Source organism: Kribbella sp. NPDC006257, from assembly GCF_040613535.1.
Classification (GTDB): domain Bacteria; phylum Actinomycetota; class Actinomycetes; order Propionibacteriales; family Kribbellaceae; genus Kribbella.
In genome coordinates, this window is the sequence record NZ_JBEXSJ010000036.1 from 29,430 (window position 1) to 45,565 (window position 16,136).

13 protein-coding genes are annotated in these 16,136 nt (G+C 67.9%); 7 read left to right on the forward strand and 6 right to left on the reverse strand.

What is annotated here, in order from left to right; translation table 11 throughout:
* Window positions 1-104: 104 nt before the first annotated feature.
* Complete coding sequence (locus ABZ004_RS32420) at window positions 105-953, forward strand: hypothetical protein (protein WP_355684962.1); 849 nt, start codon at window positions 105-107, stop codon at window positions 951-953.
* Window positions 950-1,342 (forward strand): GntR family transcriptional regulator, encoded by a 393-nt coding sequence (locus ABZ004_RS32425; protein ID WP_355684963.1) that lies wholly within the window; start codon window positions 950-952, stop codon window positions 1,340-1,342. The genes ABZ004_RS32420 and ABZ004_RS32425 overlap by 4 nt, the downstream gene beginning before the upstream one ends.
* Window positions 1,343-1,398: 56 nt before the next feature.
* Here the strand turns inward: ABZ004_RS32425 and ABZ004_RS32430 are convergent, their stop codons facing one another.
* The 4 genes from ABZ004_RS32430 to ABZ004_RS32445 form a co-directional block, all read right to left on the reverse strand.
* A complete protein-coding gene (locus ABZ004_RS32430; protein ID WP_355684965.1) occupies window positions 1,399-2,313 on the reverse strand; it encodes an amino acid ABC transporter permease in 915 nt (304 codons plus the stop codon).
* The gene (locus ABZ004_RS32435) at window positions 2,310-2,999 is read right to left on the reverse strand and encodes an amino acid ABC transporter permease (protein WP_355684966.1); all 690 of its coding nucleotides are present in this window, start codon (window positions 2,997-2,999) and stop codon (window positions 2,310-2,312) included. The genes ABZ004_RS32430 and ABZ004_RS32435 overlap by 4 nt, the downstream gene beginning before the upstream one ends.
* Window positions 3,000-3,064: 65 nt before the next feature.
* Window positions 3,065-3,895, reverse strand: coding sequence for a glutamate ABC transporter substrate-binding protein (locus ABZ004_RS32440; RefSeq protein ID WP_355684968.1), 831 nt, complete (start codon window positions 3,893-3,895; stop codon window positions 3,065-3,067).
* A 59-nt stretch (window positions 3,896-3,954) separates the two neighbouring features.
* Window positions 3,955-4,716, reverse strand: a complete 762-nt coding sequence (locus tag ABZ004_RS32445) for an amino acid ABC transporter ATP-binding protein (protein ID WP_355684970.1) — start codon at window positions 4,714-4,716, stop codon at window positions 3,955-3,957.
* 257 nt (window positions 4,717-4,973) lie between these two features.
* Between ABZ004_RS32445 and ABZ004_RS32450 the strand changes: the two genes are divergently transcribed.
* Window positions 4,974-7,649 (forward strand): hypothetical protein, encoded by a 2,676-nt coding sequence (locus tag ABZ004_RS32450; RefSeq protein WP_355684971.1) that lies wholly within the window; start codon window positions 4,974-4,976, stop codon window positions 7,647-7,649.
* A 130-nt stretch (window positions 7,650-7,779) separates the two neighbouring features.
* On the opposite strand, the gene ABZ004_RS32455 is transcribed toward ABZ004_RS32450, so the two are convergent.
* The gene (locus ABZ004_RS32455; protein WP_355684972.1) at window positions 7,780-9,342 is read right to left on the reverse strand and encodes an amidohydrolase family protein; all 1,563 of its coding nucleotides are present in this window, start codon (window positions 9,340-9,342) and stop codon (window positions 7,780-7,782) included.
* 119 nt (window positions 9,343-9,461) lie between these two features.
* Here ABZ004_RS32455 and ABZ004_RS32460 point away from each other — a divergent pair, with 119 nt between their 5' ends.
* The 4 genes from ABZ004_RS32460 to ABZ004_RS32475 all read left to right on the forward strand — a co-directional run bounded on the left by ABZ004_RS32460 (window position 9,462) and on the right by ABZ004_RS32475 (window position 14,206).
* On the forward strand, window positions 9,462-10,997 hold the full coding sequence (locus ABZ004_RS32460; RefSeq protein ID WP_355684974.1) for a PQQ-binding-like beta-propeller repeat protein: 1,536 nt from the start codon (window positions 9,462-9,464) through the stop codon (window positions 10,995-10,997).
* 32 nt (window positions 10,998-11,029) lie between these two features.
* On the forward strand, window positions 11,030-12,511 hold the full coding sequence (miaB, locus tag ABZ004_RS32465) for a tRNA (N6-isopentenyl adenosine(37)-C2)-methylthiotransferase MiaB (RefSeq protein WP_355684976.1): 1,482 nt from the start codon (window positions 11,030-11,032) through the stop codon (window positions 12,509-12,511).
* Window positions 12,504-13,238, forward strand: a complete 735-nt coding sequence (locus ABZ004_RS32470) for a phosphotransferase (protein ID WP_355684977.1) — start codon at window positions 12,504-12,506, stop codon at window positions 13,236-13,238. The genes miaB and ABZ004_RS32470 overlap by 8 nt, the downstream gene beginning before the upstream one ends.
* Before the next feature lie 152 nt (window positions 13,239-13,390).
* On the forward strand, window positions 13,391-14,206 hold the full coding sequence (locus ABZ004_RS32475; RefSeq protein ID WP_355684979.1) for a MarR family transcriptional regulator: 816 nt from the start codon (window positions 13,391-13,393) through the stop codon (window positions 14,204-14,206).
* A gap of 41 nt (window positions 14,207-14,247) precedes the next feature.
* Here the strand turns inward: ABZ004_RS32475 and ABZ004_RS32480 are convergent, their stop codons facing one another.
* Window positions 14,248-16,101, reverse strand: coding sequence for a LamG-like jellyroll fold domain-containing protein (locus ABZ004_RS32480; protein WP_355684981.1), 1,854 nt, complete (start codon window positions 16,099-16,101; stop codon window positions 14,248-14,250).
* Between the last annotated feature and the right edge of the window lie 35 nt (window positions 16,102-16,136).

A 16,136-nucleotide genomic window follows, 5' to 3' on the forward strand; every position in this document is an offset into this window, starting at 1 on the left:
CGCGAACCATGCAACACGTTTAACTTGTGCCAACTGTTTGACACAAGCGCTCACTCAAGGCACGCTGTGTTGTGTCAACTGATTGATACAAGTGGGGGATCCGAATGTCCGTGCAGGTGCTCGGTGTGGTTCTGCTGCTGGCGATCCTCGTCACCGTGTTGTTCATCCCCGCTCCGGACCAGGACTCCTCTGCTGGGGACGCCCGGAAGTGGCGGTGGGGCGGCGTGCTGGCCGGAGTCGTTGCCGGCTTGATCATCGCCCGGTCGCTGGGCCTCGGGCGGGGCCTGTTGCTGGCGGCCCCGGTTTTCAGCCTGGCGGTTCTGCTCGGTGTCGTTCTCGGCGAGCTGCGAACGCCACGTGTGTTCGGACCGGTGCGGCGCGCGGCCGTCGAGACCCGTTCGGTGCTGGACTATCTGCCGAAGCGGCCGGCCGTCTTCGTGGGCGTGGCCGGGATCTTCGAGTTGGGGTTGCTGGCCTGGACCACGTCGTTGGGTTCGGCTGACGACCTGGGGCGTGCCGGGCGATCACTGACCCGCGTGTGCGGAGACATGACCATGAGCAGGAGCCCGTGGCTCGGATCCTTCTACAGCTTGCCGCTCGGTGCGGCGTTGGTGCTCGGTCTACTGCTCGCGGTCATCGGACTGCGGCGGACAGCGGGCCGTCCACGCCCGGTAGGGCAAGCAGGGGAGCTGGTTCAGGACGACGCGGCACGGCGCCATTCGGCGACCGCCCTCACCGGAGCCTGCGGTGTGCTGATCACCGTTCCGTTGCTCGCCGCCTCGTTCGTGACGGCTGCCCAGTTGGTGCTGACGCCGTGCCGGGCGGATTCATGGAAGCCGATCGGCTGCGTTCTCCTCGTCCTGATGATCGGCTGGTTCGCCCTCTTCGTCTGGAGCGTCCGGGCGATCGCGGTGCCGAGCGGTCAGCCGCGCGCGAGCCGGGTCGCCGTGTGAGCGGGCCGACCACTCTGCTCGTCTCCGCGTCCGACCCGACCCCGCCGTACGAGCAGCTCCGTAAGCAGTTCACCGACCTGATCAGCTCCGGCGTCCTCGCACCCGGAGACCGGGTGCCGCCGCTGCGGCAGCTCGCCCGGGATCTCGGACTCGCGGTCGGCACGGTGGCCCGCACCTATCGCGAGCTCGAGGCGGAAGGTCTGCTCGTCTCCCGCCGCGGTGGCGGGACCCGCGTCGCCGACAATCTGCCTCGACTCTCCAGCGACGAACGCAGGCACCGCCTGAACGAGTTGGCGACCTCGTACCTCCAGCACGCCCGCCAACTCGGCGTCGACGACCACGCAGCCCTGGAAGCCGTACGCCGCGCGCTCGCCCCGGATCACCCCTGACGAACGCGAGAGCCCCGCACGCCGTACTGCGCGTGCGGGGCTCTCGCCGGGTCAGGTCAGGCGCCGGGCTGGCCGGTGTAGGCCTGGTTGGCGTTGGCGGCGGCGACCGCTACCGCGGCCTGGTCGTTCTGGTCGGGGGCTATAGTCCCTGAGGCCGAGCGGCCGCGGCGGCGGGTGCGCGCCTCGAGCCTGGTGGCGAGCAGGCCGACGAGGTTGTTGATGAGGATGTACAGCACGCCGACGACGATCAGGGCCGGCAGCAGGTTCGCCTTGAAGTTCCCGATCTGCTCCGCCTTCCGGAGCAGTTCCTCGTACGTGATGATGTAGCCGAGCGCGGTGTCCTTCAGGACCACCACCAGCTGACCGACGATCGCCGGCATCATCGCGGTGATTGCCTGTGGCAACAGGACGAGCCGCATCGTCTTACCGGTGGTGAGGCCGATCGCCAGCGCCGCCTCGTTCTGCCCCTTCGGCAGCGAGTGCACTCCGGACCGGACCAGCTCGGCGATCACCGAGCCGTTGTAGAAGGTCAGTCCGGTCACCACGCCCGCCAGCGCGAGCTGGTCCGCCGGGAACGTCGCGTAATGCCCGTAGATGAAGTACGCGAACAGCATCATCAGCAGCACGGGGACCGAGCGGAAGAACTCGACCACGATGCTGCTCGGCCAGCGGATCCACTTGGCGCTGGACAGCCGGCCGACTCCGAGCAGGACGCCGAGCACACCGGCGAACACGACCGAGATGGCGGCCGCCTTGAGGGTGCCGAGGATGCCGGGGATCAGGTACTGCGACCAGATCTCGCCGGTGAGGAACGGCTTCCATTTCGCGGCGGTGAGCTGGCCCTTGTCGTCGAGCTTGGCCAGTACGAACCAGACGATCAGCAAGAGGATGACGATGCTGGCCGCGCCGATCACGGCGTACAACCGCCTGGCCCGCGGTCCGGGGGCATCGAACAGGACGCCGGCGCTCATCGCTTCACCGCCAGGCGCTTGGACAGCGAGGTGAGCAGGATGCCGACCGGCAGGGTGAGGACGACGAAGCCCAGCGCGAAGATGCCGAAGATCGCGACCAGCACGTCAGGACGGTTCTCCATCATTTCCTTCATCGTCGCCGACGACTCGGCGACGCCGATCACGGAGGCGACGGTCGAGTTCTTGGTGAGCGCGATCAGAACGTTCGCCAGCGGCGCGATCGCGCCGCGGAACGCCTGCGGCAGGACGACGTGGCGCAGCGTCTTCACGAACGGCAGGCCGATCGCGCGGGCCGCCTCGGCCTGGCCCATCGGAACGGTGTTCACACCGCTGCGGATCGCCTCGGCCACGAAGGACGCGTGGTACACCGACAGGCCGAGTACGGCGAGCCGGAAGTTGTTGGTATCGATGAAGGTGTCGGAGTTCTTGTTCGCCACTGCCACACCCAGCTGGATGAACAGGCCCAGGTTGCAGAACACGATCACCAGCGTGAGCGGCGTGTTCCGGACGATGTTGACGTAGCCGGAGCCGATCAGCTGCAGCACCCGGATGGGCGAGACCCGCATCACCGCGACGCCGGTGCCGATCAGCAGCGAGAACACCGCGGCCAACAGCGTCAGGTAGATGGTCTCCTTGAAGGCGCTGAAGATCGGATAGTCGGAGAACAACTGGGAGATGACGTGCATGCTGCTCCAGCGGGGAACGAGGTCGTGGGGAGGAACCGGAGCGGTCCCTCCCCACGAAGGTCAGGTCAGGCGCAGGGGTCGAACGACTTCGGCGGGTTGGTCGCCGGGTCCAGCTTCAGCCCGGACGGGCCGATGTTGGCGTCGAACGCCTTCTGCCACTCACCGGAGTCGACCATCTTCTTCAGCGCCGCGTTCACCTTGTTGCAGGTGTCGGTGTCGCCCTTCTTCAGGCCGACGCCGTAGCGCTCGGTGGAGAAGGTCTTGCCGACCACCTTGAACTTGCCCTGGTTGGCGGCCTGCGCGGCGAAACCGGCCAGGATCGTGTTGTCCGTGGTGACCGCGTCGATCGCACCGCCGGCCAGCGCCTCGACACACTTGGAGTAGGTGTCGTACTTCTGCAACTGCACGGTCTTGGCGTACTTGTCCGCGACCTTCTGGGCCGAGGTCGAGCCGGTGACCGAGCAGAGCTTCTTGCCGCCCAGGTCGTCCGGACCGGTGATGGTGCTGTCGGCCTTGACCAGCAGGTCCTGACCGGCGACCAGGTACGGGCCGGCGAAGGAGACCTTCTCCTTGCGGGCGTCGGTGATCGAGTAGGTCGCCAGGACCATCTTGACCTGACCGTTGGACAGCAGCGTCTCGCGCTGGGCCGACGGGGACTCCTTGAACTCGATCTTGTCCTCGGCGTAGCCGAGTTCCTTGGCGACGTACTTCGCCACGTCGACGTCGAAGCCGGTGTTCTTCGAGCCTTCCTTCAGGCCGAGACCGGGCTGGTCGAACTTGACGCCGATGACGATCTTGTCGCCCCCGCCGCCGGAGCCCGAGTCGTCGCCACAGGCGGTCAGGCCGGTGGCGGCCAGGACCGTGATGCCGAGGGCAGCGATGATCCGCTGTCGCATGTTGGTTTCCTCCGTGTATTCGGTACTGCTCAGGAATTGCAGGGGACGGGCAGTGGCGGTCAGTGCGTCAGGATCTTGGAGAGGAAGTCCTGGGCCCGACGGGTCTGCGGGTCGGTGAAGAACTTCTCCGGCGCGGCCTCTTCGACGATCTGGCCGTCGGCCATGAAGACCACCCGGTTGGCGGCCTTCCGGGCGAAGCCCATCTCGTGCGTGACCACGACCATCGTCATGCTCTGCTTGGCCAGCTCGACCATCACGTCGAGGACTTCGTTGATCATCTCCGGGTCGAGCGCCGAGGTCGGCTCGTCGAACAGCATCACCTTCGGGTCCATCGCCAGCGCCCGCGCGATCGCGACGCGCTGCTGCTGGCCACCGGACAGCTGGGCCGGGAACTTGTCGGCCTGGGCGCCGACCCCGACCCGGTCGAGCAGGGCGCGGGCGTTCTTCTCCGCCTCCGCCTTGGAGTGGCCGCGGACCTTCATCGGGCCGAGGGTGACGTTCTGCAGGATGGTCTTGTGCGCGAACAGATTGAAGCTCTGGAAGACCATGCCGACGTCAGCGCGCAGCTTCGCCAGCGCCTTGCCCTCACTGGGCAGCGGCTGGCCGTCGAGCGTGATGCTGCCGGAGTCGATCGGCTCCAGCCGGTTGATCGCGCGGCACAGGGTCGACTTGCCGGAGCCGGACGGTCCGATCACCACCACGACCTCGCCCTTGCCGATGGACAGGTTGATGTCCTTCAGCACGTGCAGGTCGCCGAAATGTTTGTTGACGTCCGTCAGGGCGACAAGACCAGTTGTCGTCAGGGTGCCGGAATCACTCATGGCCAGAACCTAGCGGAGGCAGAGGGTGACCCGCACGGCCCGGGGGTTCCACAGAGGTAACGATCTGCGACGAACGCGTCGGTGCGTCACGAACCGGTCACGCACCGAACGATCATGCAGGATTTCCCTTGTTCCATGGCTGGCGGCCCCGATCTGCTACCCCGGGGAAGACCCCCGGGCGTACGGTCGCTGCGGCCTTGTGCTACGGGAGTGCCGGGAGAACCGACGGCACCCCGCCGGAATTCTCGGAGCGTGTCATGCGGATCTCGCTGACCGGACGTACTCGCAAAATCGTGGCAGGTGTCCTCGGCGTAGGACTCGTGTCCGCCGGTATCGGCGGGTACGCCGGCCGGTACGAACTCAAGGAGGAATGGCTCAAGCATCAGTGGGCCGACAAGCACTACAACGCGGCCGTGATGGAGAAGGCGCTGATGATCGCCGGCGGAAACCCGTCGGAGATGCAGAGCGAGTCCAAGGAAGCCTTCACGATCGCCGACGAGTTCGAGCAGGCCCGGACGGCACCGGGCGGCATCGTTGCCCCGGGCGCGTACTCCGCGGCGTTCGCCCAGCTCACCGCGATGCAGCACACGGCCGGGACCTGGAGTGACGTCACCAAGGTTCCCTACAACGCGGACGACCCGCGCTACCGCGACTGGTACTCAAACTCCAGTGGTGGCGCCGGGCACGTCAGCGGCCGCATCACCGGGCTCGCCGCGGACAACGCGAACCACGTGTACGCCGCGGGCGCCAACGGTGGCGTCTGGCGCTCCAGCGCCGGCGGCGGCAACTGGACCCCGTTGAGCGACTCGCTGCCCTCACTGAGCGGCGGTGACCTGCAACTCGCCGGTGACGGATCGCTCTGGTACGCGACAGGCGAGGCCAACACGGGCGGTACGTCGTACGTCGGGTCGGGCGTCTATCGCCTGGCGAACCCGACCTCGGGCGTGTTCGCTCCGTCGGACCGGGTCGGCGGCAAGGAACTGGAGTCGACCACGGTCGGCCGGTTGCGCTGGGGCGGCGGCCAGGTGTTCGCCGCGACCAACCGCGGAATCTGGTACCACGACGCGTCGACGAAGTCCGGTGCCTGGAAGGTCGCGTTCTACCCGAACCCGGACTTCATGCCCGAGATCAAGGACGACGCGGGCAACGTGCTGGTGCCGGCCGGAACTCAGACCGGTGGCGCCACCAACGCGGCGTACAAGAACATCGTCAACGACATCGCGATCGACCCGAAGAACCCCAAGCATGTGATCGCCGCGATCGGCTGGCGCTCGGGTGACACCTACAACGGCTTCTACGAGACGAACGACTTCACCGCCGGTCCGTCGAGCTGGAAGCGGCTCAGTGTCGTGCTCGGCGGGATCAAGAACAGCACCGACGTCGGGTACACGACCTTCGCCTTCTCCAAGACCGGCGACCGGCTGTACGCCCTGGTGCAGCAGCCGAGCAAGATCAACACCAGCTCCAGCCTCGCCGGCATCTTCGTGTCGAAGACCGGTAGCCCGGCCGGCCCGTGGAACAAGATCGCCGACGCGCAGATCCTGCACAACAGCGGCTCGGCCCTGGACCGCAAGGGGTACGCGGTCGGCGTACAGGCCTGGTACAACCAGTTCCTCGCTGTCGATCCGGCGAATGCCGATCACGTCTGGGCGGGTCTCGAAGAGGTCTTCGAGACGACCGATGGCGGATCGCACTGGGCGACCATCGGTCCGTACTGGAACTTCGGTTTCGACTGCTGGAACATCGCGGACTCCAAGAACACCTGCCCGATGGCACCGCACTCCGATCAGCACTCGGTCGCAGTCGGTACGGCGGGCGGAAAGCCGGTCGTGTTCGTCGGCAACGACGGTGGTCTTTACCGGCGCCCGGTGAACGGTCAGATCAACGCGAACAAGAACGCCACCGACTGGTCGTCGCTAACCGATGACGGAACCATGGACGCGCTGCAGTACTACTCGGTGTCCGTCGGCAAGGACACCAAGAACGGCGGCGTCGTGGTCTCGGGAGGTCTGCAGGACAACGGTGTGTCGAACCTGTTCTCGGTCAAACCCAACGGGAGCACCGGCGACACCGAGATGGGCTCGAACTTCGGTGGCGACGGCGGTGACGGCGCTGCCGACCCGCAGAACGGCTGCAACCAGCTCCAGGAGTACACCGCGCTGGCGGTCAAGATCACCAACAACTGCGCGCTGAACCCTGGTGCGTTGAGCGTTGACCAGGCGAGCTCCTGGAGTCTGGACCCGGGCGACCCGGCGCCACGGTTCATCGCACCGGTCGCGATCGACTCGGCGAACTCCGGCGGCTTCATCGCGGGCGGCCAGTTCGTCTACACCTCCACCAAGGGCTGGGGGATGCGGAGCGCGTCGGAGTGGACCAAGGCGTTCGATCTCGGTGCCGGCCACTCGGCGACCGCGGTCGCGATGCGCGGCGGCGTCGGCTGGGTGAGCTGGTGCGGTCCGTGCAACAACGCCGGATTCGCTCGCGGGCTGGCGACCAACGCGGGTGGCAGTTGGCATCAGGTCACGCTGCCGGGCAGCTTCCCGAACCGGTACCTCGCCGGCGTGGGGATCGATCCGGCGTCGGGTCAGCACGCGTACGTCGCGGTGAACGGCTTCTCCCGCCGCTTCACCGAGGGGCCGGGCGCCGGGGTCGGCCATGTCTTCGAGACGAAGGACGGCGGTGCGACCTGGGCGGATATCTCGGCGAACCTGCCGGACATCCCGACCAGCGCGGTCAAGCAGTTGGCGAACGGTGCGCTGGTGGTCGGGTCCGACCTGGCCACGTTCTACCGGGCACCGGGTGCGACGACCTGGCAGATCCTGGGCAACGGTGCACCGACGACAACGGTGATGGACATCGAAGCCGGGCCTGACGGCCGGGTGTACGCCGCAACTCACGGCCGCGGGATCTGGAGCATCACCCCGCCGGCGTGAGTCACCAACCAGGGCGGCCCGCTCTCTCGAGGCGGGCCGTCCTGCTGTTCCCCGCGAGGCCGGCCGGCCTGTTGAGGAGCGCCGTCCTGTTGAGGAGCGCCGTCCTGTTGAGGCGAGCCGGGCTGTTGCTTCAGGCGGGGCGGCTTGTTCCGCAGCAGCCGCCGGTGGCGATCGCGGCGGCCGAAGCGGGCTGCTTCACCGCCGTCTCGACGTCGGCGAGCATCTTCTGCCGGGCAGCGGGGGAGATGACCCGGCCCCGAGTGATGACCGAGTGGATCTGTCGGGTGTTCCGGATGTCCTGCAACGGGTCGGCGTCCAGTACGACGAGGTCGGCGAGCTTCCGCGGTTCGACCGCACCGGTGTGCATCCCGAGGAATCGCGCGGGCTCGATCGTCGCGGTGGCCAGCGCCTGCCTCGTCGATGCACCGGCGGCGACGAGCAACTCGAGTTCGTCGTGCAGGGCGAAGCCGGGGACGGAGTACGGCGTACCGGTGTCCGTGCCGGCCAGGACCGGTACGTCGTGGTCGAACAACTCGCGGACGAATCGTTGCCGGTACTCCCACATCTGCTGCTGGTGTGCGATCTCCTCGGCACCGCGATTCGCCTTGTAGAGCGTGTCGATCACGTACTCGAACGTCCCGATCGAGTCCTCGCTGAGGTACTTCAGCGTCGACGGATCGGGGCCGGTGAAGTCGGGCAGGTCCAGCGCGTGGTGCATGGTGAGCGTCGGCGTGACTCGGGTCCGGTTGCGTCGGAGCGTGCCGAAGACGTCGGCTGCCCGTGCGGAGCTGTAGGTGTTCGCGGCGATCCACTCGATCGGGTGCATCTGGCGGAACCACCCGTTGTAGTCGCCGGTCTTCACGGTGATGGCGCGCTGCATACGGCGTACGTCGGCCTCCCGGCTCGACACCGACAAGGCCAGCGAGTGGATGTGCTCGATGCTGCGCTGCCCGGCGGCGCTGACCTGCTTGATCGACACCTGGTCCGGCGCGTGCCCGTGAACTGTGAGGCCCTGCTTCTTTGCCTCGTCGAGGATCGCCCGGTACGCCGTGGGGCTGAGCCGCGAGTACACCTTGATGAAGTCGGCGCCCTCGCCCTTCACCTGCCGCACCGCGGCCCGCGCGCCGGCCTCGTCCTTCACCACCAGCACGTGCAGCAGGTTCGGGTCCCACAAGGTCGGGTCGCCGTCGATGATCTGGCTGGCCACGACCATCCGCGGCCCGAGCAGGGTGCCCGCCTCGATCCGGTCACGCCAGTCGTACAGGACAGGGTCGGGGGCGGCCATCTCGCGGACCGTGGTGAGTCCGTTCGCCAGGTAGAGCGGCGGTGAGACGTGCTCGTCGCCGAGCGAGTGGACGTGCATGTCGGCAAGCCCGGGGATGACGAACTTGCCGGACAGCCGGATCTCGGTGGCACCCCGCGGCACCGGCAGTCGGCCGACCCCGATGATCTCCTCACCGCTGATCAACACGGTCTGATGCTTGTTGCGCCGGCCGGTCACTACATCGATCACCGTGACATCGGTCAACGCGGTGATCCGGGTGCCGGACGCGATGGCCCGGGCGGTGATCCGGGTTCCGCTCTGCGGGGCGGTGAACGCGGAGGCAGGAGAGGCGGCGGCGAAGGACCCACCGGCGACCACCGCGGCCCCGGCTGCGGACTGGGCAAGAAACTGACGACGGGAACTGTTCATGGGTTCCAGTGTTATGCCGGCCGGGGTGCGTGGCAGGGGCCGCAGAACCCCGATCACGGTGGTGCTAGCTCCACCTACCCGCAGTCACCCAGACCCGCTGCCCGCCTATGCTCAGCCGGGTGAAGTTTCAACTGGTCACTCGTGGGCGGGCCGCCTTTCTGGGGATCCTGGCGTTGGCCGGCCTCGGGGCCGTGGGGTGGGCGGTCGCCGTACCGCGCCCTGTCCTCTACGTCCTCGGGCTGCTTCTCTGCGCACCCCTGCTTGTCCTCGTCGTCGCTGAAGTGCTTCGGCGGCGGACTTCGCGGCGGCTGATTCTCTGGCCGGCCGGGTTGCTGGTCGCGGTCGTTGTGCTGGCGGTGGCGATCGCGGTTCCGCGCGCAGCTCTCGATGCCCGGACCCGATCCGACATCCAGTGGTCCGCGTCGCTGGACGATCGGCTGTCGAACGCCGGCGGAATTGCGGTCTGGGCGATCGGTGACCGCATTTATCTGCTGGGCACCCAGCAGCCGCTGCGGTCCTACGAGAAGTCGACGGGCCGGTTCGTTGCCAGCTATCCGGCGGCCCGGTACGAAACGTCGGCGGTCGCTGCCGACGGCTCGGTTGTCGGCTGGTCGGCCTCCGGTGAGGACGGGGGCAACCTGACCTACTACTCCCGGGACGGCGAGAAGCTCTGGGCCAGATCCTTCAAAGGTCGCGGGGCGATCGGCTCGCTCGGCTACGTCACGCCTGTCGTGGCGGCGTCCGAGGGGCTGGTCGTTCTAGCGGACTGCAAGTTCAGGGAGTTGAGTGAGACCAAGCCCTGTACCTGGACCGGCGTCGACAAAACGGGCAAGACCGTCTGGACACAGCAGGACTACCGTGCGGCCGAGGACATGGCTGGGCGGACCCGCATCTTCCGCCGTACGGTCCCGGCGTTGCCGTCCGTGGTGGTGGGGCTGCGTCAGGTGGACAAGGAGCGCCGCGAGTATGTCATCCGGTCCGCTACTGACGGCCGTGAGCTGAACCGGCACCTCGTCCAGCCGCTGAGCACGCTCGGCTTGCAGGGTGATCTGACTGTGATCGCGGAGAAGGTCGATGGCAGCTGCCAGTTGCTGGGCTTCCGCGACGGGAAGCAGACGCTCGCCACCTCGGGAATGCCTTGTTTGCAAGGGCTGCACACGATGTACCCGGGCACCCTTCGGCTCACCCCCGACCGGGCGTATCTGCTGGAGGGCAGCAATGCGCGGACGGTGTCGCTGAAGGACGGCAGTTGGCGGTCGATCGGCGGCCTGACGATCTCCACCGGTGACGAGCCGGCGGTGGCCGGATCCGACGAGATCGTCTACCGCAGCGGCGGCACCCTCACGGCCGTCGACGCCGGCAGTGGTGACCAGCTGTGGAAGAAGGACGCTCCGGGCGACATCGTCGGGATGTACGTCGACAACGGCGGCCTGCTGGTCTTCAGCAAGCCGAACGTCCACAACCCGTTCCTGTCCCACGCCGACCAGGGCGAACGCGCGATCCAGGTCACCTCGTGGGTGTCGCGGACCGGGAAGCAGACGGCTTCGCTGCTGGTCCGGAACGGCAACGCGACCCGCGGTGCCTCGATCGGCCCGGGCGAGAGCTTCCTGGTCGCCTACGATGCGCCGGCCGTCCGACTGGTCGGTGGCGACTGAGGCCGCCGTACGACGTACTCTTGGTGGCTGTTATGCGTACATATGAGGTCCGCACCTACGGGTGTCAGATGAACGTCCACGACTCCGAGCGGCTCCGCGGGCTGCTGGAGGACGCGGGTTATGTCCGTGCGCCCGAGGGTGACCAGGCCGATGTGGTCGTGTTCAACACCTGCGCGGTCCGGGAGAACGCCGACAACAAGCTGTACGGCAACCTCGGGCACCTCGCGCCGGTGAAGGCCAAGACGCCCGGTATGCAGATCGCCGTCGGCGGCTGCCTGGCGCAGAAGGACAAGGCCACCATCACCAAGAAGGCGCCCTGGGTGGACGTCGTCTTCGGGACCCACAACATCGGCTCGCTGCCGGTGCTGCTGGAGCGGGCCCGGATCGCCGAGGAGTCCCAGGTCGAGATCCTGGAGTCGCTCGACGTCTTCCCCTCGACGCTGCCGACCCGCCGCGAGTCGCCGTACTCCGCCTGGGTCTCGGTCAGCGTCGGCTGCAACAACACCTGCACGTTCTGCATCGTCCCGGCGCTGCGCGGTCGTGAGAAGGACCGCCGCCCGGGCGACGTCCTCGCGGAGGTCGAGGCGCTCGTCGCCGAGGGCGTCCTCGAGGTGACCCTGCTCGGCCAGAATGTGAACTCGTACGGCGTGGAGTTCGGCGACCGTTATGCCTTCTCGAAGCTGCTTCGTGCCTGCGGAACCATCGAGGGGCTCGAGCGGGTCCGGTTCACCTCCCCGCATCCGCGTGACTTCACCGCGGACGTGATCGAGGCGATGGCCGAGACGCCGAACGTGATGCCGTCGCTGCACATGCCGCTGCAGTCGGGGTCGGACCAGATCCTGAAGACGATGCGGCGCTCGTACCGGCGCGATCGGTACCTGAAGATCATCGAGGACGTCCGCGCTGCGATGCCGGAGGCGGCGATCACGACGGACATCATCGTCGGGTTCCCGGGTGAGACCGAGGCAGATTTCCAGGGCACGCTGGACGTCGTACGGCAGGCGCGGTTCGCCGGTGCGTTCACGTTCCAGTACTCCAAGCGGCCCGGTACTCCGGCGGAGTCGATGGAGGAGCAGGTGCCGCGCGACGTCGTACAGGACCGCTACGAGCGGCTCGTCGCGTTGCAGGAAGAGATGGCCTGGGCGGAGAACAAGAAGGTCGTCGGGCGGTCGCTCGAGGTGCTCGTCGCCGAGGGGGAGGGGCGCAAGGACGCCGCCACCCACCGGCTGTCGGGTCGCGCCCAGGACAACCGCCTGGTCCACTTCGCCCTCCCCGAAGGCGTCGAGAAGCCGCGCCCCGGCGACATGGCGACCGTCGAGGTCACCTACGCCGCCCCCCACCACCTGGTCGCCGACACGTTCGGTTCCGTACGCCGTACGCGAGCCGGCGACGCCTGGGAACGCCTCCAGGACGCGCCTCCATCAACTGCCCCGGGCGTCATGCTCGGCATGCCCACCATCGGCACCAAGCCGGCTCCCCTGGAACCCGCGACCGGCGGCTGCCAAGTTGGCTGACGTCCCACCCGACCCGGCCAGGACCGAACCTGCCGACGCACCGATGGTCAGCCCGGCAGGGCTGATTTCTGCTGATGCGGAGCCGTTTGCGGCGGGGCGGGATGCGGATGTGTACTCGATCGACGACGGGTGGGTGCTGCGGCGGTATCGGAATGGGCATCCGGTGCGCGACGAGGCCGACTTCATGCGATGGGTCGCGAAGTACGACTACCCGGTGCCCGCGGTCCGTCAGGTCGGCGGCGCTGACATGGTCATCCAGCGGCTCACCGGTCCGACTCTCGCCGACGCAGCAGTCGCAGGTGACCTGACCGCGGAAGATCTCGGCCGAGTCCACGCCGACCTCCACCGCCGCCTGCACGCGATCCCCCCACCGAGCGGCACCGCCGGCCTGGTCGTCATGCACGGCGACCTCCACCCGTACAACGTCATCCAGACCACGGACGGCCCGGTCGTCATCGACTGGCGCAACGCCGAAGAGGGCCCGGCAGGGTTCGACATCGCCATGACGGCGATCATCTTCGCCCAGGTAGCCCTGGACCCCGCCTGGGCCACCTTGTCACCCCTCCTCCGCGAGGCCCTGGCCGTCTACCTCGCCAATTCCTCCGACCCCACCCCCAGCCTCGACGCAGCCCTGGCCTCCCGCGCCCGCAACGTCACCCTCACCCCCGAAGAGCAAGCCCTCCTCCCCGCCCAAGCCGCCTTGATCCGCACCCACCTAACCTCCTGACTCGCGCCCCCGGCGACTCGATCCCCACCCCCTCGCGCCCTGACCCGCGCCGGCCTGAGGTATTTGTGGGAGAGGATGTCGGAATGGGGGACCGGGGTTCGTAGGAAGGGTGAGTGGGTGCCCAGGAGGGGTGCCGCGACAAGGAGGAAATCATGTCGTTCGCCCGGCAGATGCACGAGTTGGTCAGCCCGATCCACGAGCTTGCGTACTTCGCCGACGAGGTGGACGAGGCGCTGATGGCGCTCGGACTGCGGAACACCTGGGACGCCTACTTCGCCGGTCGCGCCGCACCGCTCGGCCTGGCACCGGCCGAAGTCGTGCACGCGATCTTCTACAACTTCGCGCCCGGCGAGGTCGCCCGCCACATCCCGTACGTCTGGAAGCTGACCACCCCACAAGCAGCGTTGGCCGCTCGCGAACAGGGCTGCACCGCGGCGCTCCGGCGCATTCTCGGCGACCTCGCCGACGACCCGAGCATCGCCCGCGCCGCCGACCTCGCCACCAAGGCGGCGTACAGCGCGCCGACCGTCGGACGCCCCCTGTACGCCGGACTTCGGGCGCTCCCCGCACCCATCGAGCCGGTCGCGCGTCTCTGGCACGCGGCGACCCTCCTCCGCGAGCACCGCGGCGACGGTCACATCGCCGCCCTGGTCAGCGAGGGCGTCGGCGGAACGGAAGCCCACGTGCTCCACGCGCTCTGGGAAGGCATGCCCGCCGAGAAGTTCGGCCGGATCCACCACCTCCCGGCAGCTCAGCTGAACGCAGTCATCGACGGCATGCGCTCAAGAGGCCTGGTAGACGACGGCGGCCTCACCGACGCCGGCCGCGCAACCAAGGCCCGCATCGAGGACCTCACCGACACCCTCGCCGCCACCGCCTACGTCATCTTGTCTCCGGCCGAACAGGACCAGCTCCGCACCGACCTCGCCCCCATCGGCAAAGCCGCCCTCACCGCCGTCCCCTGGTAGCCCTGGGGCCAACCGCGGGGTGAGACGACCGCCGACGGAGCTCAGGCGTTGAGGAATTGGGCTGGGTTGAGGGCGTGGTCGACTATGCGAACGTCGCCGATCGAGCCGGCGAAGCCCTGGTCGATGGTGTTGGCGTAGTGGCCGGCGCCGAGGAGCCAGGCGGCACCGGTGGTGCTGAGGCCGTTCGAGCGGGTGGACGGGTTGCGGAGAAGCTCTGAGGAATCGACGTACAAGGTGCTGTGCCGGCCGTCGTTGACGACGGCGAGGTGGAACCAGCGACCCGCGACCTGCTCGTGTCCCCAGTTGGTGAAGGTGTCGTTCTTGTCGAGCGGGTAGACGGCCCACTGCGCCTGCCGCCCACCGGAGAAGCCCAACTTGGCGACCGGCTCGGACGGATCGCTGCCGGTCTTCCCGACATCGGCGCCGGTACCCAGACGGCTGAGCAAACCTTCCCACGAATGATCGGCACCGTCGTCGGCCAGCTTGACGAACGCCTCGATCGTGTAGCCGTTGCGGAAGGTCTGACGGTTCAACGGCGCATTGTCCGCCGTACGGAGATAACCACCACGTGCCGGATCCTTGCCCCCGGCAAACAACCAGCTGGCGTGCGCAGGCTGATCGGGATGATGCTCGGAAGACACCTGGAGGCTGTCGGCAGCGCTCCCCGGCAACAGCACCGGCGTGAGGTCGTTGCCGCGGCCCGACCGGTCGATCACCTTGCCCACAGCACCATCAAGCCGCCAGTACGCCAGCGTCCCCGGGATCACCAGCTGGCCCGCGGGCCGTTCCGGCCGTACCGGCTGCGGGTCGAAGCCAGCAAAGCGGGCACTGAAGTCGAACGGCACCGAGAACCGGTTGGTCTCGTCGGTGAGCTCGATCTCGCCCTCGGCCAGCAGGCTGCGCCGGGCCGGGTTCTGGTCCATGATCCACGGCGAGATCGTCTCGACGTCGATCGTGTTGCGGGCCAGGTCGAAGTGGTAGAGGCGGATCATCGCCGAGCCGCCGTAGTACCGGTCCTGGTAGTTGGTGATGTGCAGGTGCACGTCATGGCCGGCCTTGTTCTGCCGGGCGACGCGCCCCGACGGCCAGTAGTGGCCGTTCAGGGTGAGGAAGATCTGGTCGTTGCCGTCGACAAGTTGTTCCCAGACCCGGTCGCCGTGGTCGGAGAACTTCGCGACCGGGTCGCCCGCGTCGGCGTACACGATCTCGTGGATGGTCAGGATCACCGGCAGCCGGGGGTGGTCCGCGATCACCTCGCGGGCCCAGGCGAAGCCGGCGTCCGACGGTCGCCAATCCATTGCCAGCAGCAACCATTGCCGGCCGGCCGCGCGGAACACATGGAAGGAGTTGTACCCGTCCGGCGACGAACCGCCGTACGTGCTCGACTTCCTGAATCGCTTCGGGCCGAACGTCCGCAGGTACGGCGTATCGCCGCGCTGGTCGTCCGTGCTGCCGTCGATGTCGTGGTTGCCGGCCAGCACCGAGTACGGCATCCGCGCCTTGTCGAGGATGTCGAAGACCGGTCCGGCCTGGGCGAACTCCATCCCGAGCGCGTTCTCGACCACGTCGCCCAGATGCGCGGTGAAGACGATGTTCTCGGCCTCGCGCTGCTCGATCAGATACTCGAAGGACGCCCTTAACGGCGCCGGATCACCCCGATCGGTGTCAAACAAATACTGCGTATCCGGCACGACGGCCACCGTGAACCGCGGGTTGTCAGCATCCCCCGTACGCCGCGCAGCGGCCCCCGTCGCCGAGGCGGACGCAGTGGCGTCGGTGACCGCGGAGGCGGGCGAGACGGCACCAGGCAGCGCCCCGAGCCCGACCGCACCGATCCCGGCGGCACCCGCCTGAAGCAATAGACGCCTACTTGTACCGTCGCTCTGCACGTCCACAATCGACCTCCGCAAGTGGTTGACAACGAAGGCAC